Source organism: Geminocystis sp. GBBB08, assembly GCF_016743215.1.
Taxonomy (GTDB): Bacteria; Cyanobacteriota; Cyanobacteriia; order Cyanobacteriales; family Cyanobacteriaceae; genus Geminocystis.
The window spans coordinates 1-24,883 of sequence record NZ_VRZC01000046.1; the positions used below are offsets into that span (position 1 = coordinate 1).

A 24,883-nucleotide genomic window follows, 5' to 3' on the forward strand; every position below is an offset into this window, starting at 1 on the left:
GCTATATTCTTGTAAATGAATCTTGTAGATTCTCTGCTCCAGTATGGAAAGGAAGGCATACATTGAATTGTCTAATCAACAAAAAAGAAAAACAATCACTTTATGAAAGATGGACAAACCTGTAATAAATCTTTATTAATCATCTTTTTCATATTCATCATCCAATATATGACGCTTCTCGAATAAAGGTGGACTCAAATTCAATCCACTGAACTCTTCTTCGAATATGATTTGATTAGCATTGTCAAATGGAATTGACGCCTTTTCAACCGGCTGTGAAATTGAAAATGGAGATCTAAATGGAGTTCCACCACTAAATTCGCTGCTTCCTAGAAAGTCTTCTCTTATACTCCCTGTTCCTGTAGTATTAACTTCCATACTTTGACCATCAGATATTGTACTATTATGTTCTGCAAAGAGATGATCCACTGGAACTATAGGTTCTGTCTCGATAGGATATGCTGGGGACATTCTATCAAATTGCTCTGCTTTCGAGTGTGTTACTGGTACTTGCAATAATGAGCTATAATCCACTTTTAATGGACCATTGGATACATTTTGTTTTATAGTATCCTGCCATTTCTTGAATGCCTCAATTGTCAACTCTGGACAATATGAACGTGCAAAAAATGCTGCTTCACAATATTTACCAGATTTCATTAATTTTTTGAAACAGTCATTCTTTTCACCTGCAAAAAATGCTGCAATAAAAGCAATATTGAAATCTCCTCTTGCCATTGCATGTTCTGATAGATTTAATAATTTGGGTATATCTCCCATTGCATGATATAACAATACAAGATCAGCATAAGCATGACTCTGTTCCAAACATTTACACAACAATGGTATATCAGATGTTTCTTTTGCTGTATATGCCAATATCTTCCATTTGTGAATATTGGATTGATTTGTAGCAATTGATATCGCTATATCCATTTTTTTTAATGCCAAGGCAAGAGTGAATTTGTGTTCATCATCAGTTGTCACGTTCAGAGCTTCTTCTGTATGACCCTGGCTCTCCAAAAACTTTGCCAATGATACAAGTTCAGTAGATGAAATATTTGATAGAAGAGATCTAGCGGCATCAAGATTATCTTCTAATACATTTCTTTGGTATTCCAACATGGACATACTTATATGATAACTATATACTTGACATTCCTTGTTTGATAAATATATTCGTTCATGTTTTGGTAGATATCCTAATATGTATAATGAAGATGATACTTGTGCAGATATTGTATATATCTGTCCACCGATATAATAGCATAATTTGTTGGTAACAAACACAAAACAATGATCCCCGATCCATATACCATTAGATACATCATTAGATTGTTCAGACAATACTTGAAAAGCCTCTTCCATTCCATCCTCTCCTGGAGATATTCCTTGCTCTTGATATGCTTCTAATACTTTTGGATTATATGATAGAATAAAAAATCCGTCTCTCTGTGAAACAATAGTAAGAAATGATCCATTCTCAGACCAATATATAGCCTTTGGACTAACATCGATTCTTCTAACAAATGTTCCATCATCCCAATTATAAAAATACAATAAAGAATCACTTTGTTTCCAAGTTGATAATAGAGGGCCACCAAATATTGTAGAAGAACTATCTTGGATAGTTCTATGAAGAGTAAAGTTTTTGAATATTAATATTTTGGATGATTCTTGTACTGCATAGTAATTGGAATCAGATGACCAAGCAAAGTCTATAGCAGAACCAAAAGTTTTGTTGCGCCATGCTAGAGCAGTATATATAATATATTCACCACCTCCTATTGCTGTAACAAATCTACCATTTGGACTATGTTTCAATTGAGTCGGATACAAATCACATTGCCCAAGTTCTTTTGGGGAAAGTATCAATTGCTCTCCATCCTTGTAAGAATCTTGTCTTATAGTAGATGTGAAAATCTCAGTATTTTTTGTCCAAATGACTTTTCCAGATGTATCCATACTCATTACTGGCTCATCTATCCCTATCTGAATTCCTATAGTGCCTCTGTCACATGCCAACGCAATCAAATTTACTTCTTTCAATGCGGAGATGGACCAAATTCTTTCAATTCATAATTGATTAGAGGTTTTTAATCTAAAATTGTTAATTTTCATAACCTGAAATTTGGGTAAAGCGACTAAAGGAATTATATTTCATGATTGAATATCAATGCCAACAAAATACGGTTTTTCTTGAAATTCTGTTTTCGTTTGTACTAATTCCGTTAATAAACAAAAAAGTTGTTTGCTATTACCATTAAATTTACAATCAACAATCGATCCTTCTATGTTAATTAACTCTTTTTCTACTCCTTGATTATTAACATAAAATAAAGAACGAGTATAACGTAATTCTGAATTATCTTTATTAAAATTAATCATCGCCGCACTATTTCCATCAGCAGAAAATGTTAAAACTTGACCATATTTTGGCAAAAAATTAATTGATGACTCATTAACTTCATTTCCTATGGGTATAATTGCTATTCCTTCCCCTTGGGCAATGGCAATGGCTTTTCTATCAGGGGTAACAGTAAAATCTCCCCCTCTAGTATTTAGTCTTTGAGGTATTTTACCCGGTTCAATTTTCCATAAATCAAAGTCTCTTGGATCTTCATTATTAATTCTTTGAACAATAATAATTTCTCCATTTTTTCCCGCTAAATCAAACTTATTATTCTGATATTCTTCCCCTTCTAAAATTAATCTTAATTGTGACGGAATTTTGGTAGTTAAATCATTTGATAACCCAGAAGTAACTTCATACAAATCTAGTTTTTTAAAATCATTATTCTTTTTCCTTTCATCAATGGCAGAAAAGATAATTTTTTCCGTATCAGGTGTAAATTTAAAATCAATTACAGTTAAATATTCAGGGGTAAGAATGGTCTTATTTTGTTTAGTAGAATTATTTAAAATTAATCTACCACTTTCATCTTCTTGACTACCTATATAAGCAAAAGCTCTATCTCTACTCTGAAATTCAGCAATAAAAGGTTCTATTTTTGCTCCTAATTTTTCTCTACCTCTAAATTTTTCTTTGGCATTTTTTAAGGATAAACGATAATTTTTACCATAAGGAATTACTTGATTTAAAGTATAAACTAAACGTTTTCCAGACCAACTAATTTTACCGTCTAATGGCGGTTCAATTTGTAAATTTTCCTCCACACTTTCTAGTGACATTGGGCGATCAAAAATTAAAGAAAAACCTTGATCTTGAGTACTAATTTTTTGATTTTGCCAGCTAAATTCTTCTACATGAGGTTGATTTTTTAAAAGACATTCACTATTATTACAAATTCTACTGCCCCCTATTAAAACAATTATGACAAAGCTGAGAATAGCAATAATTATAAAACAAATCCTATCTATTGGTTCTCGAAAAAAAGAGCTTTTAATCATCATTTTTAGAATAATTTTAATTTGATCTAATTTTTTATACTTCGGGTACAAAATATTCTGAGATAGGCTTGTTATAAGGGATTTATCCCGAAAATTTTCCTAAATATTGTCTATGTCTATTAAATTAATATTCCTCTGTTGATAGTAGTCAAAAAAACTAATTTTGTCTAATTTAATACTTAAATTTAATTTATCTCCAATTTTAATTACCTCGTCAGTGAATAGTTTTACTTGTAAATTTTCTTGATTATTTCCTTCTAAATTAACAGTTAAAATAGACTCATTTCCTAATGCTTCCACTAAATTAACTATCACCGGAATTGTAGAGGATGAAGGGGGAGCTAAATCAAAATATTCTGGTCTAATTCCTAACCAAATTTGTTCATAATTATATTGTTGAAAAATCTCTTGCCATTTTGCTGATAAAACTACTTTAAAATGAGAATGAATAATTAAGTCTGGTTTTTGATAGTTTACCTCTAAAAAATTCATCGGTGGACTACCAATAAATTGTGCTACAAATTTGTTAACCGGTTGGCGATATATTTCTAAAGGTGTGGCTAATTGTTGTATTTCTCCTTGATTCATAATAGCAATGCGATCGCCCATCGTCATGGCTTCTGTTTGATCATGGGTGACATAAATAGTTGTTATTCCTAATTGTTTTTGTAGTTTGACAACTTGTCCTCGTGTTTCTGTTCTTAATTTAGCGTCTAAATTCGATAAAGGTTCATCCATTAAAAATACATGAGGATTACGAGAAATCGCCCTTCCTAGGGCAACCCGTTGTTTTTGCCCTCCTGATAATTGTTTTGGTAAACGCTCTAATAGATGTTCTATTTGCAACATTTGAGCAACTTGAGTCACTTTTTGATGAATCTGTTTTTCACTCTCAGAAAGATAACGCCATTTTGAAGGTAATTTAGCCGTTATAGTTGTTAGAATTTGATCTAATGGTGTTGAAGTGACTTGTTGATTCATCCGCCGTAAACCAAAGGCAATATTATCATAAACCCTCAGATGTGGATATAAAGCATAATTCTGAAACACCATTGCTATATCTCTTGCTTTCGGTGGTAAATCATTAACAAGGCGATCGCCTATAAAAATTTTGCCGGCGGTAATCTCTTCTAAACCAGCAATTAAACGTAATAAAGTACTTTTACCACATCCAGAAGGACCAACTAAAACCATAAATTCACCTTCTTCAATTTCAAGATTAATACCTTTCAATACATGGGTAGAAGTAGAAGAATTTTGTTCAACATCAGGAGAATTTGGAATAACTCCTAAAGATAGAGAAGGAGAAAATTTACTAACAGATGAAATATAGGTTTTGTAGAGATTGTCAATAATAACTTGTGCCAAAACCAAAATACCTTAATGAAACAACATAAGGTGAAATTATAACAAAAAATTTACAATTAACTATTTACTTTTTGATCTTTACATTAGGATAAAATGATTATAACCATTTATTTATCAGTGTTTTTATCTCATCCAAAGTAAGATATAATTATGAATCACGTTTTATCAGTAATAAATTGGTGATGTCTGACAAATTTTCCCACCGTACAAAAATTGTAGCCACTGTTGGTCCTGGTTGTGCAAACCCTGAAACCTTACGTCAAATGATTCTCGCAGGTGCTAATACTTTTCGTCTTAACTTTTCCCATGGTACTCACGAAGTCCATCAACGCAGTATCAGGCTAATTCGTCAAGCAGAAAATGAACTAAATATCCCCATTGGTATTTTACAGGATTTACAAGGACCAAAAATTAGATTAGGGAAATTTGAATGTGGTTCTGTAGAACTCAAGGAAGGCGATCGCTATATTTTAACCAGTCGAGAGGTGGAATGTAATGAAAAAATTGGTTGTATAAGTTATGAAAATTTAGCAGAAGAAGTACCTGTTAACGCCAGAATCTTAATCGATGATGGTAGAGTAGAAATGGTCGTAAAAGAGATAGATTTAGAACATAAAGACTTACATTGTCAAGTGGTGGTAGGAGGCGTACTTTCTAGCAATAAAGGGGTAAATTTTCCTAACGTTTATTTATCCGTAAAAGCCTTGACTGATAAGGATAAAAAAGATTTAATGTTTGGTTTAGATCAAAGAGTCGATTGGGTTGCACTAAGTTTTGTTCGTAATCCTCAAGATGTATTAGAGATTAAAGACTTAATCAGTAGTGCTGGAAAATCGACACCGGTAATTGCTAAAATCGAGAAACACGAAGCGATCGAACAAATGGAAGAAATCCTTTCCTTATGTGATGGGGTAATGGTAGCTAGAGGTGATTTAGGAGTAGAATTACCTGCAGAAGATGTACCTATCCTACAAAAACGTTTAATTCGTACTGCGAATCGTCTCGGTATTCCCATCATTACAGCTACCCAGATGTTAGATAGTATGGCAAATAGCCCTAGCCCAACCCGTGCGGAAGTTTCAGACGTTGCTAACGCTATTTTAGATGGTACAGATGCGGTAATGCTTTCTAATGAAACCGCCGTTGGTAAATATCCCGTTCAAGCAGTGGCTACCATGGCCAAAATTGCTGCTAGAATTGAGCAAGAAAGAGAGAAATTTGTTGCACCCTATAGCGATGATTTTGATAAGGAGAATATTGCTACAGCTATAGCCGGAGCTGTGGGAAAAATAGCCAAGAAACTAAACGCTTCAGCTATCATGACATTAACCAAGACTGGGGCAACTGCTCGTAATGTTTCGAAGTTTCGCCCTAAAACCCCCATTTTTGCCATCACTCCTCATGTTAGTGTTTCCCGTCAATTACAGTTAGTTTGGGGGGTAAAACCTTTATTATTACTAGATTTACCCGGATTACGGCAAGTATTTCAAGCCGCCATTAACGTAGCGAGAGAAAAAGGTTTACTTCATGACGGTAACTTAGTAGTCATAACAGCAGGTACATTACAAGGAGTAGCAGGTTAAACAGACTTAATTAAAGTTGAAATCGTTAAAGGTTTACTTAGTGAAGGTATTGGCATTGGGCAAGGTGTAATAACAGGAAGAACAAAAGTAGTAAAAGATCTGAGTCAACTGAATAATTTTATTCAAGGGGATATATTAGTTACCAAAGCTACAGATAATCAATATATTGATGCGATGCGTTTAGCAGGTGCCATCGTCACAGAAGAAACAGGAGTGAGATCTCATGCCGCTCAAATCGGTATGCGTCTTGGGATTCCCGTCATTGTCGGGGTAAAAGAAGCCACCCGTCTAATTCGAGATGCTAGTTTTGTCACCTTAAAAATTGAGCAAGGTTTAGTCTATTTAGGTACAGATAACCCTCAAGGCGAAGTTGACAGCTAGTTAATAATGAGGAATTAGGGGGTGATGAAAAAATCTTTTGATGAGGATAGGCAATGGGCAATGGGCAATGGCTAAATTCTAAATTCACTATTACTTTGTACAACAGGTTGAACATTATTTAACTTCTACCTACTTATTCACTATTCACTCCAATCAGGACAAGTTTCACCATCCCAACCATAGGGGTGCATTCCACAAACAAGTAAATTACCATTATAACTTTGACCGTGATAATTACTGCAACCAAGACAAGCAGGATTTATTTCTGAATTAGGTTTAATTTTTGTATCCTGCAACCATGAATTAAAGTCATCTTCATCAACAAAATAAGTGTAATCATCAACGTCATTTAGATAGTCTTCATCGAGAAATAATTTCACTATTTCAACGAAAAAAACATCAACTTCTGTCAAAAATTCATTTAATTCTGTTGTCAATATAATCTCAGTTTCTTCTGTTAACTGATTCAACATTGTTTGCCATTCCTCAGTACTTTTTAGCCAATCTTGGTTCACTTGTGTACAAAATGATTCCAATTCGTTTTGAGCGGTATTTAACCAATTAATCAAATTATTTTCCCAATTATCCATCATTATCAAAGAATAAAAAGATCTCAACTCTAATGTAACTCAATTATACATTTTAAATTTTAAATTTTTGATGTCAATTCCTGATTCCTGATTGCCGATTCCCGATTAATTATCATCCTCTGTTACTATTTCTATGGTGCGTGGTTGAGATGGTGGATTAGTATTTTCATTTTTAATATTTTGAGATTGTGACTGTTTTAATATTTCATCAACAAAATTACGAGCTTCTTCCGCACTCATTTTTCCTTTATTTACCATGTCATCAGCCATTTTTTGCAATTGTTGAGGAAAATCAGGAGTAAGGGCAATTTTTTGTGCTTGTTGCCTCAATTCCTGAAATTTATCATTAGCTTTTTCTACTGCATAACTCGCAATGCCGACACCTAAATAAAAGGCTTTTTGGAACAAATTTTCTGAATCCGCCATAAATCAATTACCTATTAAACTAAACTTTCCTTCATTTTTACTATACCATTAATTCTTGAAGTGCACTTTTAGCATGAAAACGCACTTGAGAATTATGATTAGTTTCTATAATTTTTAAAATGTTAATAGCGGCAATGGCATTTAGTTGTTTTAAGCTATAACAAAGAGCTTGTAAAATTTCTGGATATTGTAATTGTGGTGATTCACTTTGATAAAATTTGCTTAAAATTGTTACCGTTTCATTTTTTAAAGTCGGTTTTGTTACTCTTCCTAAAACGGTTATAATTTCGAGACTTGGTGCTAAATCAGAGATATAAAGATATTGCTCTAAACATTGTAAACTTTGAGATGTCGCTATCCATGCTAATGATCGTATAATAGTAAATCTTAATGTTTCAGGAGTGTTAATGTAACATAAAACTTTGATTAAGGATGCTATGGCAAAGGGATGACTACAACGACTTAAAGAAATGGCAGTTTGTTGGGCGACAGATAAGTTGACATCATACAATAAAGGTGATATTAATTTAATTAACTCTATATCTTCATCCGATTTTAATTTTAATGCTAAACCGATAAGAGCTTCTTTTCTCACTGATGAGGCATAATCTTTAAGGGCATTTATCATCACTGATGTGATTTGAGGAGTATCAAAATTTCTTAAAACTGCGATGGCTATTGCTCGAATAGTGCTATCTTGATCATTAACTATCGATAATAACGGTTTAATAACATCTATACTAGGAATTTGGGCTAAAGCCTTAGTAGCAAGAAGACGAGAAGAAGGATTTGCCAGTAATTGTGACAAAAAAGTAACAGATTGTTTTCCTTGATGAGCTAAAGTTTGAGAAGCTAATTGTAATAAATCTTCTTCTTGAGTTGTGGTTAATAACTCGCTAACAATTAAAATTATTTCAGGATTTTTGATTTCACTCAGTATTTTCAAACCATACCAACGATATTCAATGTTTGCTTTTTCATCTAAAATTATCTGTTTTAAAGGTTGAATTACCTCATCACCACGTTTTATTAATATTTTGGCCATCGCCCATTTTGCTTCAAAACTACCTAATTCCAACACTTTAAGTGCAAATTCTAAAGAAACAGACTCATAGTCATCAAGGGAAAAATCAGATAAATTCAAAAAGGAAGGAGTTTCTTTGACGACAACATTAGTCATGAGATGAATAAAAAAAAAGAGATGAATAACACCTTTAATTTATTTGTTTTTTTTAAAGTAATTTGTAGTTTTCATAACATATCTAGAATCATAATGACATTATTGAATTAATTTAATGCAATTATCTCATCATAACTTAAATTTGTATTTTAACTTGCTTTTTTGTTGTCTTAATTATGTTATTGGATCTTTTTTGTGCCATAATAAATCGATCTAAATTAGCTAAATCTTGATAGATATTAATATTAGTATAAGTACCATTTTTTTTAAATAAATCTGTTACTATTTTTTCTTGTCCTGCCATTATTTCTAATAATAAAAAACCGTTATCTTTGAGAAAATTATGAGCATTCTTAATTAAATATCGAAGATCATTTAAGCCATCTTCTCCCCCATCTAATGCTATTTTTGGTTCATGATTAACTACTTCTGGCTGTAATTCTAAAACTAATTTTGAAGGGATATAAGGAGGGTTAGAAATAATAACGGTAAAGGCATTTTTAAGCTGATTAATCGGTTCAAACCATGAACCATGATAAAAATTAATTCTCTCAGAAAAGCCTAAATTCAAAGCATTTTCTTTGGCAATCTTCAAGGCTTTTTTACATTTATCTACAGCATAAATCGTTGCCTCTGGAAAATTATCAGCTAGAGAAATAGCGATCGCACCACTTCCAGTGCCTAAGTCTAACCAGTTACCTGATGATAAAGAAGAGTATTCTTGAGTAAGTTGTAAAGATAAATCAATAATTAATTCAGTTTCAGGGCGAGGAATTAAGACATCTGAGGTTACTTTAAGGGTAAAATTACGCCAATGACATTTACCAATTAAATATTGAATAGGGCAACGTTTTTCTACTCTTAAATGCCATAAATTTTGCAATTCTTTAAGAGAAATTTTACAGTAGATATTATCTTTATTTTGATAATGATTAATCCGTAAATCTAAGCTAGTTAAAGAAGTTAGTTCTATTATTAAATAATCTAATTCAAACAGAGGAATATTAAAAATAGCAGTTTGTTTTTTTGCGTTTTGATACCAGTTAAATAACTCTTTTCCTGAGATATAAATTGACATAGATTAATCACTTTAATAAGGAAATTTTACTCGAGATAAGTATATAGGTAATAGGTAATAACCTAACTGCCTAACACATTTATTTTAACTCCTTTAAAAACTTTTTTGAAGGTAGAGCAAAATACCCTCGATTCAAGTATTGTAAAAGTAAACAGTCTTGTCAATATCCTCAATACCCTCTAGATTAAGTAATTCACCTAACAGTAATTTCATAATCAAGAAAAGAAACATTTTTGTATTTAATTATACATTAACATAGCAAATTTAGTAAAACCGATATTTTTTCATTAATAAAAGGATAAAGTGTTATAATATTAAATATTTAAACTAATTAATATCTTAAAAACTATGAAAACTAATAATAAAATTATTGATATTTTAAGGCAAGAAAAATATGAAGAAAAAGTCAGGATTCAAGGATGGGTAAGAACCAAAAGAGAATTAAAAGAATTTACTTTTATTGAAGTTAATGATGGCTCATCTTTAACTAATTTACAAGTAGTTTTAAATCAAAATTTACCTGATTATGAAACTATTCTAAAAAGATTAAATACCGGCTCATCTTTAGTAGTAGAAGGAATATTAATTCAGTCTCCTGCTAAAGGTCAAAAAATAGAATTAAATGCTAATTTAGTCGAAATTTTTGGGGATTGTGATCCAGAAACTTATCCTTTACAAAAAAAACGTCATTCTTTTGAATTTTTAAGAACAATTGGTCATTTAAGAGGAAGAACAAATACCATTGGTGCTGTTATGAGAGTTAGAAATGCTTGTGCAAATGCTGTTCATCAATTCTTTCAAAATAAAGGTTTTTTATGGGTACATACTCCTATTATAACTGCTAGTGATTGTGAAGGTGCTGGAGAATTATTCACTGTTACTAACCTAAATTTAGGGGAAATTTTAGCTAAAAAAACAGAGAAAATAGATTATAAAAATGACTTTTTTGGGAAACAGGCTTACTTAACAGTTAGTGGACAATTAGAAGCAGAAATTATGGCAATGGCTTTTCAAAATGTCTATACTTTTGGTCCTACTTTTAGAGCAGAAAATTCTAATACTTCTAGACATTTAGCTGAGTTTTGGATGGTTGAACCTGAAATGGCTTTTTGTGATATTGAGGGAGATCAAAATTTAGCTGAAGAATTTTTAAAATATGTCTTTAAATATGCCTTAAATAATTGTCCTGAAGATCTCGAATTTTTCCATCAAAGAATTAATAAAACTGTTTTAGATAATGCTGAAAATATTATTAATAATGAGTTTGCTAGAATCACTTATACCGAAGCAATTAGTTTACTAGAAAAATGCCATCGAACTTTTGAATATAAAGTAGAATGGGGTATAGATTTACAATCTGAACATGAACGTTATTTAGCCGAAGAATTATTTAAAAAACCTGTTATTGTCACTAACTATCCTAAAGACATAAAAGCTTTTTATATGCGCTTAAATGATGATCAAAAAACTGTTGCGGCTATGGATATTTTAGCACCTAATATCGGCGAAATTATCGGCGGTTCACAAAGGGAAGAAAGACTCGATATTTTAGAGTCAAGAATTGCTGAATTGAATATTAATGCTGAGAATATTTGGTGGTATTTAGACTTACGAAGATATGGTACTGTACCCCATGCCGGATTTGGCTTAGGATTTGAAAGATTAGTACAATTCATGACAGGGATGGAAAATATTAGGGATGTAATTCCTTTTCCTCGCACTCCTATGAATGTTGAATTTTAACAAACTTAATATTCATTTCATCTAAAATGGATCTAATATGTTAAATACAGTTAATTTGTCAGAATTTAAACCGCCCTTGGGAAGAGGAGAATTAGAGAATTAATTTTTTATTTCCCAGAACTGATATAAGAATGTAATAGCAGTAGAAGGAAAGAAATAAAAAAAGATTAGTAAATATTGTTATGAATCTCTGACAAAAACTGTTTTTATTGATACAGAAAAAACCTTAATTAAGAAGCTAAAAAATATGGGAAAAGCAACCGGATTTTTAGAATTTACTAGAGAATTGCCCGTTGATAAAGATCCTCTTGAAAGAATCAAAAACTGGGATGAATTTCATTTACATTTACCTGAAGAAAATCTCCGTAATCAGGGTGCCAGATGTATGGATTGTGGTACACCCTTTTGTCATACTGGTGAACTTATTAGTGGCATGGCTAGTGGTTGCCCAGTGAATAATCTTATTCCTGAGTGGAATGACTTGATTTATCGGGGTTTATGGAAAGAAGCACTCGATCGACTTCATAAAACTAACAACTTTCCTGAATTTACTGGTAGAGTTTGCCCTGCTCCCTGTGAGGGTTCTTGTGTACTAGGGATCAATAATCCTCCTGTCACCATCAAAAACATTGAATGTTCTATTATAGATCATGGTTGGGATCAAGGCTGGGTAACACCACAACCACCCGAAAAACGTACAGGGAAAAAAGTTGCCATAGTCGGTTCTGGCCCTGCAGGACTTTCAGCGGCAGCACAACTCAATAAAGCTGGGCATTCCGTCACGGTTTACGAAAAAGATGATCGCCCTGGTGGATTATTGATGTATGGTATTCCTAATATGAAACTGGATAAGGAAAAAGTTGTCTTACGTCGTGTTAAAGTCTTAGAAGAAGAAGGAATAAAATTCGTTTGTAACACTGCCATCGGTCAAGACATTCCAGCAGAAACTTTAGTTAACGATAATGATGCCGTAATTTTGGCTATCGGTGCAGGAAAACCCCGTGATTTACCCATAGAAGGGCGATCTCTCAAAGGGATCAATTTTGCTATGGACTTCCTGACAGCCAACACTAAAGCTGTTTTAAGTGGTAATCAGGAAGATATTATCTCCGCCGAAGGTAAAGATGTAGTGATTATTGGGGGAGGAGATACTGGTACGGATTGTGTTGGTACATCTATAAGACATGGTTGTAAAAGTGTCACTCAGTTAGAAATAATGCCTCAGCCCCCCGAAATCAGAGCTAAAAACAATCCTTGGCCCGAATATCCGAAAATTTATCGTTTAGATTACGGACAAGAAGAAGCTGCTGCTAAATTCGGTAATGATCCTCGTGTTTATACTACGACTGCCACTAAATTCGAGGGAGACTCAGATGGTAACGTCATCGCAGTTCACACCGTTGAGGTAGAATGGGCAAGGGATGAGCAAGGGCGTTTTATACCTAAGCCTATAGAAGGCACAGAAAAAAGACTCCCAGCCCAATTAGTGTTATTAGCAATGGGTTTTTTAGGTCCTGAACAGTTATTATTAGAACAGATGGGCTTAGAAACTGATAATCGTAGTAATATTAAAGCTGAATTTGAACAATATACCACAAGCATTCCTAAAGTATTCGCTGCTGGAGATTGTCGTCGTGGTCAAAGTTTGGTAGTGTGGGCATTTAATGAAGGGCGCGGAGTCGCTAAAGAGTGCGATCGCTTTCTTATGGGATATACTAATTTACCATAGAAAATTATCAACCATTTATGTAGTTTGTAGTAAGGGCTTTAGCCCTTTTTTAATGTTTTAATTAATGATAAATAATCATTGAAATTTGCACATTATTTCTAACAATATTGAGCAAAATTTAGTTAATTGGAAAGAAAAAATAGAAAATCTTTCTTTTATTTTATGTAACTTAATCAACTTCAATTATCGGTATGCCGATAGCTTTTCCTTCTAATATTTTGTCAAAAAACTCATTTAAAGACATATTAATTTTAACTTGTGTTGTGGTTATAGGATGATATTGTAACTGTTGACACAAATTTTTACTTTGATTATAAAGAGTAGAATTTTTGATAACAAAACTAACATCATACTGTCTAAAAGTAAGTAAATAAATAAGAGTTATTAAGGCATTTTGTAGATAACCATTATTCTTATTATCACTGGGATTAAGAGTTAAAGTATGGGTAATAATATCTTGAAAGTGTTGTTGATAATTTAATAATTGTTCAGAATTATTAAAGTCAAAATACCAAACTAAAATTCTAGCATAACCCCAAAGATAATTGTCTAATTTATAAAATTTTGTGCCTTCTTTCTGAGAATAAAGATTAAATAAATTAAAAAACTGTTTTTGTCTTAATAATGTACAAGACATTCTAGCTATATTTTGTAGATAAATTCCCAAATTTTTTATACTATTTTTAGTTTGTATTTTTATTCTTGAGTTTGTAAATTTAACTTTATCTATTAATTTATCACTATCAAAAAGATAATTTAAGGACATATTTTGAGTTAAACTATAGCTTTTTCCTAAGAATAATAACATACTATCATAACCTTCATAGATTATTTTTTTCAGATTATGATTAAGATTTGATGGAGGTTTTTTACTTAATTGTGATAAAGTATTCTCTAAAAAATTATCCAATGATTGATAAAAATTGACAATATATTGTTGTTCAAAATTATTATTATCAATATTTAAAATAATCGGTAAATATTTTTCTATATCTAATCTTAATTGATGAATTTTACGAGCTTTTTCCACAATATCAGAAATATTGAGTAGGTTTTGCCATAATTCTAATTTTTCCAATAAAATATCTGTAATTGCCGATAATTTTGCCCAACCTCTTTGAGAGATTTTTTGACGAAAATCACATATTTTATCGTAAGGAATATAACCTAAAGTAATTTCTTCTCTATCAGTTAAAGAAGATGTTAAAATGCGATCGAATTGATCAATAATTTCTAACTTGGGGTTTAATCCGGGTTGAAGACGAAAACGAATCTTGATTTTTAATTCGGGTGTTGTTTCAAAATATTGATTGTTAATTTGATAAATTTGCTCTTTTTCCGTAGCATCATTTATTAAAATTTGTTGGTTAATAGTAAAAGGTAAAGAAACTGTAGTAGTTGACATTGAAAATTCATTAGTGATAATTCCTTGATTATTAAGATATTCTCCATAGACAATAACTTCTTTTTCTCCTTCATAACAAATTTGGGAAGGGAGACTGATTTCCATGTCTTTATCTTCTCCTTTTCGGCGGACAAAAAAGCTGATATTATCTAAATGTTGCCCATAAAGGGGAAACTGTTTTTTTCTTGTTTCTTGCCAAATATTTTCAAAATTATTTTCCTCTGTTTTAAGAATAATAAACTCATTACTCAGGGCATTATAAATGCTGGATATTCTGCTATAGTTAGTTAAAATCACAAAATGATATTGATCTTCATTATTTTTAACAATATCTCTTAACTTTTCTAGGGGAAAATTTTGCGAAATAATAGCACCTAAATTATTAACATCAAAATTATACTGATAATAGTTATTATCTACTTTAATTAGTAAAGGTAAATGGACAGTATGATGATTAATATAAGAAAAAATATTGATAGCTTTTACATAATGGATAGTTTCTTGACGATGACGAATATCGATTTTACATTGACGAATAATTTTATTGGCAAATTGTTCACAAATATTGTTATAAATATCTTCATAATTAAGATTAAGATTTAAAGATTGATATTTTTCAAGATTGCGAGTATCAATGATAGGGATTAGGTAAGGTGAATTAGGATAGTTTTCAAAAGTTAGGGGAGTAATTTGTTGAGGAGTAAAACTATTAAAGTCATAAATGATAATAGGTTTACCTGATTTAGCATAATTTTCTAATTGATTAGCATAACTCCAATAACGATAGACGTTACTGTAAAGATAACGAGAATTTAAGACTCTTAAAACTAAAGAATTTGCTTCTCGAATAATAAAAATTTGCTCAGAATTATCATCATTGATCGAAAAGCCTAAAGTATGTTTTATGATATAGTTATCACGAGGTTTTAACTGCGAAGGAAAATTGGAATTTATCACAGGAATTGGTAAAAATTCTCTATGGCTATATTCATGATAAAAATTTTTATAAGGGAGGGGGAAAGAATGATTAGCGGGGATTAATGTTTCAGAAGATTTGTCAAAAAGGGAAGCATATTGGCAACATTCCAGATAAGATTCAAGGTTAAAAAATTTAGTCATGGTTTTAGACTGTAAATTAGTAAGTTAGTTAAAAATTTGTTTAAGTTGAGAGATAATTAGCTTAATTTCGTGAGGATTAGTAGTTTTATAAGTTAAGTCAAATAAAGGATGATGAGTAAAGGCGAAATCTTGACTACTTATATAGGCAATTTCACTACCAATTAAGACAATTTTGCTATGAAGATGATAGACTTTTTTAGCCTTTAAGTTACTACTATTGAAATTACTATAAAAAATTAGATGAGGAATTTTTCTAATGAGGTTTAGTTGTTGACTATTAGGGATAAAGTTACGAGTTAAAATGATAACTTTATCTTGGGGATTCTCTTTAAATTTTGCTAAAGAAATCATCAAATCTTTTTCATATTCATAGTAATTTAAAAAGCAGTTATTTTTAGGAGATGCAACCTTATAGGGAATTAAACTTTCCATGGAATAACCTTCTGGGGAAGGGGTAGCTTTAGCGATGGTTTCGTGTTGCCAAAGATGACGAAAATAATCGATTAAAAATTGATGTTGAGAGTTAATTTGCCAGATGATTCCGCCTTCGAGATTGCGGTTTAAACTTCCTCCCGTTAAATTACATGAGCCCAAATAAGCACTTTGTTCGCTAATATAAGTTTTAAGGTGAAAATTGCCACTGCGAAATGTGACTTTAGCTTTTAATAAAATTTGTAAACATTCTTGCTTAAGTTGATCGGAATTGGCATATTCAGAGTTATCATTTTGATCATCATCCATATTAAAATCAACTCGATCTTGTACTTGTTCACTCAAGTCAGTTAATATCCATACTCCGAAGGGTAACTGTTGAGTTTTTTTAGCGATTAAATTTACTATTTCCACATCTTCAAGGCGATAACTACTAATTAATAAAAATTGTTTAGCATTATCAATTAAGTGCTGTAAAAATTGACGGTGATTGCCTTTTGCGATGTAAATTTGAGGTAAATTGAGAGTTTGATTTTCAGTAGTAAAAGAAGGGATAATACCGTATTTTTTCTGATAGGCAATGACAAGGGGATTATGGTAACAAGTTTTGGGGTTGTTAGTTAAAATTTCTATGGCTTCTTTTTGTTGAGATAATAACTCTTGGCGAGAAAAAATAGCGACACAGTTATTAGGTAGATAAACTGATAATTCTTGAGTCTCTGGATTTTTAACAAAGGTTTCGATGACAGCGAAGGGATTATTTTCAAGACTTATTTGCAATCTCTTAACTGCTAAAGTTTTGATATTTTTTAAGATAGGATTATCTATATTATGGGATAAGTCGAGATGATAAAAGCCTTGAGTAAAGTCTCTTAAATTATGGGGAATTTGTGAATCATTGGGATTAAGAGAAAAAGGAGTAAGTTGAGATTCTGTATCGGGGATAAATTGATAAACAAATTTGAGAGGTTGTAAGTTTGCAGAGGAAGATGTTAACAAAGGGGGCAAGATATTGTTAGTCAGGAGAGAAAAGTTAGTGACTTTTTTTGCTAAGAGACGTTGAAAACTATTTGCCGATAAAATACTTAAACCAAAACCTTGATGAATTTTAGGGAGGGAGTAAATTTTTTCTTGGTTAGCAATACTATAAATATTCTCAACTAAATCATCTAAGTTGGTTACTGGTATGTGTTGATTATCAGAAATTAACTTGCGATATTTTCCTTTTATTTTCCAAACTATTTTCATGATGTTACCTCAATTGATTTAATGTGATGAAAAACTTTGTGCCCTTTTTTCTTTGCGTCTTTGCGCCTTTGCGTGAGAAAAAACCATTAAACTTTAAATCAAAGTTAAATCTCCAATGATGTAAAACGGGTTTTTCTTAAAAATCAGTAAAGACGAAGTTTTCTTCCGCAGATGTAAAAAAAGGAGGCAAGATATTCTTAGTCAGGAAAGAAGAGTTTGTTACTGGTATGTGTTGATTATCAGAAATTAACTTGCGATATTTTCCTTTTATTTTCCAAACTATTTTCATGATGTTACCCCAATTGATTTAATGTGATGAAAAACTTTGTGCCCTTTTTTCTTTGCGTCTTTGCGCCTTTGCGTGAGAAAAAACCATTTAACTTTAAATCAAAGTTAAATCTCCAATGACATAAAACACGTTGTTGTCGAATAAATTGGCAAAGACTGAATTTTTATAATAAGTCTTATCTCCTAAAATGATAATCTGATTTTTTGCCCTAGTTAAAACTAAATGTAAATCTTGGTGATTAATTTCATAAGAGTCGGTTTTATCGCAAATAATTAAGATATTTTCCCATTCTTCTCCATGACATTCTTGAGTTAATTTGATAGAGGTATCAATCCCTAAGTTAGTTAATTGTTGTTGAAGAATATGAAGAGTATTTTCGCTAAAAGTCAGTATTTGATAATTATGATTAAAGTTTGATAGATTATCTTGTAAAATTGGCAATAATTGAGCATTATTAGCTACATCATGCCATATTAAAGGACTTTTTTCTCCTTGAAAAGTGTTAAGATTCCACTGGTTAAATTGGTGATAACTGTTGTCGGGATAAAGAAAGGGTAAAACTTTTAAACCCAGTTGCGGATTAAGGCGATAATTTTGCTTCATTTCTATAGAACCCATTTGATATTTACATCTGTAACCGAAATAACAAAAGGTTTTGACGAGATTAAAGCATTTATTCTCAAATCATTACTATGTAATTCTTCTAAAAAAGATACCAAATGGGTTCTATACGATAGGCTGGAGATAAATTATTAAATAGCTGATCAAAGTCATTATTTGTATGGGGGAATAAGTTTCCTAACAAAATTAGCTTTTGACTATATTTAGTTAAAGTTTTGATGGTTTCTTTCTTTAAGTTATGACTATCATCGGCGATAACTAAATCAAAGGTTTGGTTTTCTAAAAACTGAAGATACTTTTCTTGACAAATTACGGGAATTTTTTGGGAGTTTATCGCCATAGTTGTTAATTCTTCTAAGGCAGTATCAGAAAGATATTGATAAGTCTGTTTTAAAGATTCTTTTCTTGTTAATAGTTGTCTCGACTGTTGAATTTTTTTAACTAATAATAGTTGACGAGTTTTACTTTCCTGCGGAAATTCTTGATTAACGGCTTCTGCTAATAAATTTATCTCGTTTTTGTCTAAAACATTAAGCCATTTCTCACTATTCTTTGTTACTTTTTCAAAAAGTCGATCGAACAGAAGATAGTTAGGCATAAAATTAAGGTTAGGATTAATCAAATTTTCTCTTAACCATGTCTTAAATAATTGTCTATATTCTGTCTTATTTTCTTGATTTATCTGTAACGGCATCAGGGAAAGATTTTGATAAGGGTTGAAACTGCTGTTAGAAACAATTAATACAGATTTTTGATTGGTAAGAGCAATATCTGTTATGATAGGCACGATCGAACTTTTACCACTACCTGATATTCCAGCTATTGTGACTAAAGGAGAGTTAGAAAGGCATAATTCGATGGCTTGTTTTTGCTGAGGGTGAAAAGGAAAATTGCCGTTATAGGTAGGTAAATTTAATGGCAGTCTTTCGGGAATAAAACTAAAGGGTTTTTCTTCGATTCTTTTCAGTATTTCTAAAGTTAAATTCATATTGCCTGTAATTTTTAATATCTAATAAGCTAGTTTGTATTTAAGTCGTCTGGTGAGGGTAGGGAAAAGGGAAAAGGCAAAAGGGAAGAGTTAAGAGTTTGAGTTATTTTCAAGAATTAATCAAAAATGTAAGTTAAATACGTATCTAATTCCTCATTCCTTATTTCTAATTCCTCATTATCTATTCATACCCATTCTTCCAACCAATAACAAATTTCTTGAGTTAACAATGTCACTGCCATTTCTAAATTTTGCTCAAGAGGATCGGGAATTTGAATTAAAGTAATATTAGATAAGTTATCCTCCTCATTGTTGTTAAAATCGGTGAGATAAATTACCACAGGAAAATCGCATATTCCTTTAATATCTTCTAAAATTTTTAATGAGGGTTTATGCCAAAAAATCCATAGAGGAATAATCACGACATCTGGATTTTCTTGAGTATTTCCTAAAAGATAACGGGTAACTGTTAAGGTTAAGTCTCCTTTTCTTCTGTCTTGATGACGTTGAATGTTAAAGGAAAAAACCAACCTTTGTAAAAAGCAAGATACTGTTAAGGGTTTCTTATCTAATTCTTTTAAATATTTACCATAACTAGGCACATCTAAAATATTTATGGTGTCTAAAGGTTGAATATAACTCCCTTTCAAATTTAATAAACTAGCTAATAATAAAATTGCTACCACATCAATTAAAAGATTGTTACGAAAACTCCAGATTTTTTCCTTCTCACTACGTCTTTTTAAATAGTCTTGATAGGCTTGATAAAAACTGCGATAAATAGGATTTTGTTGTAAAACATAGTTAGGTTTTCCGATAAAAGTTGCCGACATTGGAATTGATTTGACACTTTCTTCTTGCCGAAATTTATTAATAGCTGTTTCTAAAGATTTTGCTTCGGAATAACTATCTCGATAATCTCGACAATGTAAGTGTAATAAGTCACAAAAACTTTTTAAAAATCGATTCTCTGGGGTGTTGAAATTTTGATACCTTTTTATGCCCATTAATTCCTGTCTCGCCCCTGCTTTTTCTATGGCATCTTTCCCCGGTTTTTTTACATAATCTCGCAGACAATAAGCATCCATTTCTTGAATATTTCCTAATGGCATCATCTCCGCTTTTCGATTAAGTTGCGATCGTAATTTTGGTGCAATTAGCTGTAACTTGTGTCTTAATTCATAGCGTTTATTTAAGGCTAAAATAAGGGGCAAACGAGCATCTTCTTCGCTTAATTTTGCTAAAGAATCAGAAATGTCTAAGGGATATAAAGCCTGTCGATAATCGGCGGAAGAAATCCGGAACAAACTTATGAATAAACTAATGATTTCAGCAGTTTTTTTATCATATTTTACTCCTAATTCTTTTTGTAAATGAAGGGCTAAATTTTCATCATTAGTAATTTGAGTTTCATCAAAAATGTCATCTTCTAAAGTAAGATAAAATATCTCATCTTTATTTGTTTCAATAATGACAGATTTCGTCAGAGTTTTATTATTTTCCCAATCTGCCACTTCTACCAAAGGAAAGCCTATTTCATAGACTCCCTCTCCCCTTTCTATTAAAAAGTTATATTCTGATTTTAACGTTTCTTTTTCTAATACTAACACCCCTCGATCGCACCCTCGTAAGTGCAATAAATTATCTGCATTAAATTCACAAGGGCGATTAAATAAATAATCAGTTAAACTAGCATAAAAAAGCATAATTTTAGAAGATATTAATAAGAGGATTACTTCTCACAATTGCAAAGAATAATTGTTAATTAATAAACCATTCCTTTCCATTGAAATTGTCCATATTGCCCTTCACAAGCCTTGTCAAACGCACGATTTAAAGGCTCGTCTTGTAACTCATTAATCAAAGATTTTAGGCTATCTAAATAAGGTTTAACGTTGCTATCTTCTACCATTATGCCCCTCAATTTAGGTAATAATTTTTGTCCGAATTGATCGGCGATCGCCTGTTTCATGATAGAGTCATCATTATTAGCATGAGGATAATTAGCCACATATTTAGCGATACCTTGATAAACCCGATGCGCAAAAGGACGACCCAATTGCTCCATAATAGTATTGGCTTGATCGACATAATCTTTTACTATATCAGTATGCCCCTGTATCGGCTCATTTATCCAACCCTTAAAACTATCCCAAGGCAAGTATTCTGTGGGAATAGGAGGATTCGCTTTTTTGTCACCTCTTAACTTTAATTCTGTAGGTCGTCCAAAAGTTAGAACATTTGCTCTATCTAATACCTTATCCGAAAGAGATTGAGTGGTTTCATCCTCATTCATTGTGCCGACAAACAAAAATTCTTCAGGAATTATAACTTTTCTGTCATTTTCAAGAAGTTTGATACTACCGACTTCGATGTCTAAATAAGTCAATTTATTGCGTCTTGTCTCCAATTTCGAGAGAAAATCGCTGAAATAATACTCCACCCTCGCTAAATTCATCTCGTCTAACAAGACTAATACCATGCGCCCATTAAAATTTTTATCATGCTGATGTTGATAGAGATAGTGCATCAATTCCGTAGGTTTGTACTTCTTTTCGATATAGTTGTAAAAACCCTGCAAATCTTGGGGGGAATCCCAACGGGGTTGCACAGGTAACATAACCAACGGCGCACCAATAAATTCGCTATAGGCTTGAGGTAATTCGCTTTTTCCTGTGCCACTAATCCCTGCTAAAATTACTAAAGCCGAAATATCTTGCACTTTTAATGAGGTATGAAAAGCGTTAATAATCCTCTCAGGAAATGCTAAACCTTTAGCGTTTAAATAGTCATTAAATTGTTTTAAAAAGTCAGCTTCTGAAACAAAATTTTTAACTTTATTAGCATTAATTTCTATAGGAATTTGTAAGGCTTGAAGGGCTTGTTTTGCACTATTTTCTATTTCCTCAATTTCTTCTGTTAATTGACGAATTTTCTTGTCTAATTCTGTTATTTTTATTTCTCTCAACTCAATTTCTTGTCTAATATCTTCTTGAATTTGCCTTAATCGTGCCTCTTTTAATTCAATTTCTTGCTGTATTTCTTGTTTAATTTGCTCTAATTTTCTCTCTTGCCCTATAATTTCGTTTTGATTGCGAGCAATATCATCTTCTAAATTTGCCCTTTCAGAATCTAACCTTTCAATTTCACGTTTTAAACTTCTTTTTTGCCCGTGAAGAATCATAGTTTGTGCGGATAAATCTTCAATTTCAACCCTTAAACTTTCAGCAATTATAGCTTTCCCTTCTGACTCTTGAATCACTTGTAAAAGGCGATGTTTTTCTGCTTCTAAACGAGGAATTTCTAAAGCTAAATTATTTTTTCTTGTCTCTATTTCACTATATTCTTTAGTTAAAACATCATAGGTATTGCGGAATAACTCTAACTCTACCGCTTCTTGACGCAATATCTCTAAACGCTCATTGATAACCTTTAATTCTCCTTGTTTTTCTGATAACTCTCCTAAAGTTTCTTGCAAAATTTCTAGCTTATTTTGCTTAGCCGTAATTTCTTGTTTTAAACTGTTTAATTCAGGTTGTAAAATCTCAATTTGTTTCTTTAATCCGTCACTTTCTCTCTTTCTTGATTCTAATTCTGAGGCTTCTTGACGCAATATCTCTAAACGCTCATTGATAACCTTTAATTCGCCCTGTTTTTGAGATAACTCTCCCAAAGTTTCTTGCAAAATTTCTAGCTTATTTTCCTTAACAATAATTTCTTGTTTGAGACTGTCTAATTCAGGTTGTAAAATCTCAATTTGTGTTTTTAATCCTTCACTTTCTCTCCTTCTTGATTCTAATTCTTGTGATTCTTTAATTAGTGACTCTAATCGTTGATTTATAATCTTTAATTCACCCTGTTTTTGAGCAAAATCTGCTGATATTATCGCCAACTCATTCTTTTCTCTTTCTCTTTGTTGAATCTGCTGTTTAATGGTTTCTAATTGCCCCTGTAGCTCGTTTATTTCTGTTTTTAAAGCACTACTTTCAGCTTGTCTTTGAGCTAATATTTGTAAGTCTGGCTTCTCAATTTCAATTAATTTAATGGTTTCTTCTAAGTTATTTCTTTGACTTTTTAACTCATTTATAGTATTAATTAATGACTGTTCTCGTCCTTCTAAAACTATTAAATCCTTGCTAAATTTTAAGGCTTTTTCCTGTTCTTTAATAGTATTTTCGAGATTCTCTTTATATTTTTTACTTAATACTGTAGGAATAAATGTACCCGTACCAGTGGCGTTCGCACCAATAGTTGTTTGTAGTGAATTCGGACCACCAGCAAAGACAAAAAAACCACCAATGATACCTCCTGCTATACTTCCCGTAATGCTGGAAAAATAATTATTCGGATTACTATTTGTTTTTTTTTGATGCATATAAAAGTGACCAGTTACGATTTACTTTTTATAAGTAACTTTTAGTATATCTAACATCAGAGATTCTGTGCTACTAAATTTCACCTTAAAAGGGCTTTTTATCCCCAAACCGATAGAAGGCAAGAAAAAAAGATTACCTACACCTACACAATTAGTCTTATTAGCAATGGTTTTTTAAGTTCTGAACAGTTATTATTAGAACAAATGGGACTCGAAAAAGATAACCGTAGTAATATTAAAGCCTAATATGTTATTAGCTACTATTTCTGAAAAAATAAACAACGGTTTTGAAACTAGCAAAAATTTCGTTAAAAATGTTGGTGATAAAGTCATTAATACATCAAATAATCTTACCAATTCTGCGGTAGATACTTTTAATAATACCAAAACTGCTGGTAAAACTATTCTTACAGATAGTCTTAATCAAGCTAGTAATATTGCTGATTTAGTTTCTAATAATATTCAATCTAGCTTAGAATCTTTATGGAATAATTGGGTAACAAATCACTATGCTATTGCTTTTTTAGTTTCACATCCTCTGACTGCGATCGTGTTATTAATAACGGCGATTTTAACCATTTGGGGTTTAATTCAGATGATTCCGTCATTATTTGTTAACTTTTGGTTAATGATTTTTAAATCTCCTTTTATCATTGGTAAATCTCTATTGAAAAATAATTCTCAAGGAGTTATCTCAGCAAATAATAACCCTAATTTAACCTTAGTTAATAACCATGAAAAAGACGAGTTTTTAAAACAAATATTAGCCAAACTGGATGCTATTGAAAGTGAACAAAAAAATATCTTACAACAATTAGCCAAAATACAAAAAGATAATTAATTTCTCTTTAATGATTAACTATTTCCTCAAGAGCATTATTAATTACATTTCATAGTAATTCCGTTCTTGTTTGGTT

Annotated in this window: 17 protein-coding genes and 2 pseudogenes; 5 read left to right on the forward strand and 14 right to left on the reverse strand. The window is 31.6% G+C overall.

Annotated elements, in window-relative coordinates:
* Nucleotides 1–135 precede the first annotated feature (135 nt).
* From FWJ34_RS08015 to FWJ34_RS08025, 3 genes are all read right to left on the reverse strand, one after another.
* Nucleotides 136–2,049 (reverse strand): hypothetical protein, encoded by a 1,914-nt coding sequence (locus FWJ34_RS08015; RefSeq protein ID WP_308254802.1) that lies wholly within the window; start codon nt 2,047–2,049, stop codon nt 136–138.
* A 111-nt stretch (nt 2,050–2,160) separates the two neighbouring features.
* Nucleotides 2,161–3,414: a hypothetical protein gene (locus FWJ34_RS08020; RefSeq protein WP_308254803.1), complete on the reverse strand. Its 1,254-nt coding sequence runs from the start codon at nt 3,412–3,414 to the stop codon at nt 2,161–2,163.
* A 96-nt stretch (nt 3,415–3,510) separates the two neighbouring features.
* Complete coding sequence (locus FWJ34_RS08025) at nt 3,511–4,779, reverse strand: ABC transporter ATP-binding protein (RefSeq protein WP_308254804.1); 1,269 nt, start codon at nt 4,777–4,779, stop codon at nt 3,511–3,513.
* A gap of 179 nt (nt 4,780–4,958) precedes the next feature.
* On the opposite strand from FWJ34_RS08025, the pseudogene pyk reads away from it, so the two are divergent.
* Nucleotides 4,959–6,743, forward strand: a pseudogene (gene pyk, locus FWJ34_RS08030) (pyruvate kinase).
* A gap of 140 nt (nt 6,744–6,883) precedes the next feature.
* On the opposite strand, the gene FWJ34_RS08035 reads toward pyk, so the two are convergent.
* The 4 genes from FWJ34_RS08035 to prmC all read right to left on the reverse strand — a co-directional run bounded on the left by FWJ34_RS08035 (nt 6,884) and on the right by prmC (nt 10,017).
* Nucleotides 6,884–7,336: a hypothetical protein gene (locus FWJ34_RS08035; protein ID WP_308254805.1), complete on the reverse strand. Its 453-nt coding sequence runs from the start codon at nt 7,334–7,336 to the stop codon at nt 6,884–6,886.
* Between the two features lie 102 nt (nt 7,337–7,438).
* Nucleotides 7,439–7,759 (reverse strand): hypothetical protein, encoded by a 321-nt coding sequence (locus tag FWJ34_RS08040; RefSeq protein ID WP_308254806.1) that lies wholly within the window; start codon nt 7,757–7,759, stop codon nt 7,439–7,441.
* A gap of 40 nt (nt 7,760–7,799) precedes the next feature.
* Nucleotides 7,800–8,939 (reverse strand): HEAT repeat domain-containing protein, encoded by a 1,140-nt coding sequence (locus FWJ34_RS08045; RefSeq protein ID WP_308254807.1) that lies wholly within the window; start codon nt 8,937–8,939, stop codon nt 7,800–7,802.
* 136 nt (nt 8,940–9,075) lie between these two features.
* The gene (gene prmC / locus FWJ34_RS08050) at nt 9,076–10,017 is read right to left on the reverse strand and encodes a peptide chain release factor N(5)-glutamine methyltransferase (protein WP_308254808.1); all 942 of its coding nucleotides are present in this window, start codon (nt 10,015–10,017) and stop codon (nt 9,076–9,078) included.
* Nucleotides 10,018–10,365: 348 nt separating this feature from the next.
* On the opposite strand from prmC, the gene asnS reads away from it, so the two are divergent.
* Both asnS and FWJ34_RS08060 read left to right on the forward strand, forming a co-directional pair.
* The gene (asnS, locus tag FWJ34_RS08055; protein WP_308254809.1) at nt 10,366–11,760 is read left to right on the forward strand and encodes an asparagine--tRNA ligase; all 1,395 of its coding nucleotides are present in this window, start codon (nt 10,366–10,368) and stop codon (nt 11,758–11,760) included.
* Nucleotides 11,761–12,007: 247 nt separating this feature from the next.
* Nucleotides 12,008–13,489 (forward strand): glutamate synthase subunit beta, encoded by a 1,482-nt coding sequence (locus FWJ34_RS08060; protein WP_308254810.1) that lies wholly within the window; start codon nt 12,008–12,010, stop codon nt 13,487–13,489.
* A gap of 169 nt (nt 13,490–13,658) precedes the next feature.
* On the opposite strand, the gene FWJ34_RS08065 is transcribed toward FWJ34_RS08060, so the two are convergent.
* The 7 genes from FWJ34_RS08065 to FWJ34_RS08095 form a co-directional block, all read right to left on the reverse strand.
* Complete coding sequence (locus FWJ34_RS08065; RefSeq protein WP_308254811.1) at nt 13,659–16,013, reverse strand: hypothetical protein; 2,355 nt, start codon at nt 16,011–16,013, stop codon at nt 13,659–13,661.
* A gap of 24 nt (nt 16,014–16,037) precedes the next feature.
* Nucleotides 16,038–17,693, reverse strand: a complete 1,656-nt coding sequence (locus FWJ34_RS08070) for a phospholipase D-like domain-containing protein (RefSeq protein WP_308254812.1) — start codon at nt 17,691–17,693, stop codon at nt 16,038–16,040.
* 136 nt (nt 17,694–17,829) lie between these two features.
* A complete protein-coding gene (locus FWJ34_RS08075; RefSeq protein ID WP_308254813.1) occupies nt 17,830–17,982 on the reverse strand; it encodes a hypothetical protein in 153 nt (50 codons plus the stop codon).
* Nucleotides 17,983–18,075: 93 nt separating this feature from the next.
* Nucleotides 18,076–18,600, reverse strand: a complete 525-nt coding sequence (locus tag FWJ34_RS08080) for a hypothetical protein (RefSeq protein WP_308254814.1) — start codon at nt 18,598–18,600, stop codon at nt 18,076–18,078.
* Nucleotides 18,601–18,685: 85 nt separating this feature from the next.
* Entirely contained in the window at nt 18,686–19,591 is a 906-nt protein-coding gene (locus FWJ34_RS08085; RefSeq protein WP_308254815.1) for a hypothetical protein, read from the reverse strand.
* Between the two features lie 185 nt (nt 19,592–19,776).
* Nucleotides 19,777–21,297 (reverse strand): DUF2357 domain-containing protein, encoded by a 1,521-nt coding sequence (locus FWJ34_RS08090; RefSeq protein ID WP_308254816.1) that lies wholly within the window; start codon nt 21,295–21,297, stop codon nt 19,777–19,779.
* Nucleotides 21,298–21,356: 59 nt separating this feature from the next.
* Nucleotides 21,357–23,966 carry an AAA family ATPase gene (locus FWJ34_RS08095; protein WP_308254817.1) on the reverse strand — a complete coding sequence of 870 codons (2,610 nt, stop codon included), beginning with the start codon at nt 23,964–23,966 and terminating at the stop codon, nt 21,357–21,359.
* A gap of 88 nt (nt 23,967–24,054) precedes the next feature.
* Here FWJ34_RS08095 and FWJ34_RS19555 point away from each other — a divergent pair.
* A pseudogene (locus FWJ34_RS19555) lies at nt 24,055–24,209 on the forward strand (glutamate synthase); the annotation flags it as partial.
* Nucleotides 24,210–24,213: 4 nt separating this feature from the next.
* A complete protein-coding gene (locus FWJ34_RS08100) occupies nt 24,214–24,807 on the forward strand; it encodes a hypothetical protein (RefSeq protein WP_308254818.1) in 594 nt (197 codons plus the stop codon).
* The last annotated feature ends 76 nt before the right edge of the window (nt 24,808–24,883 follow it).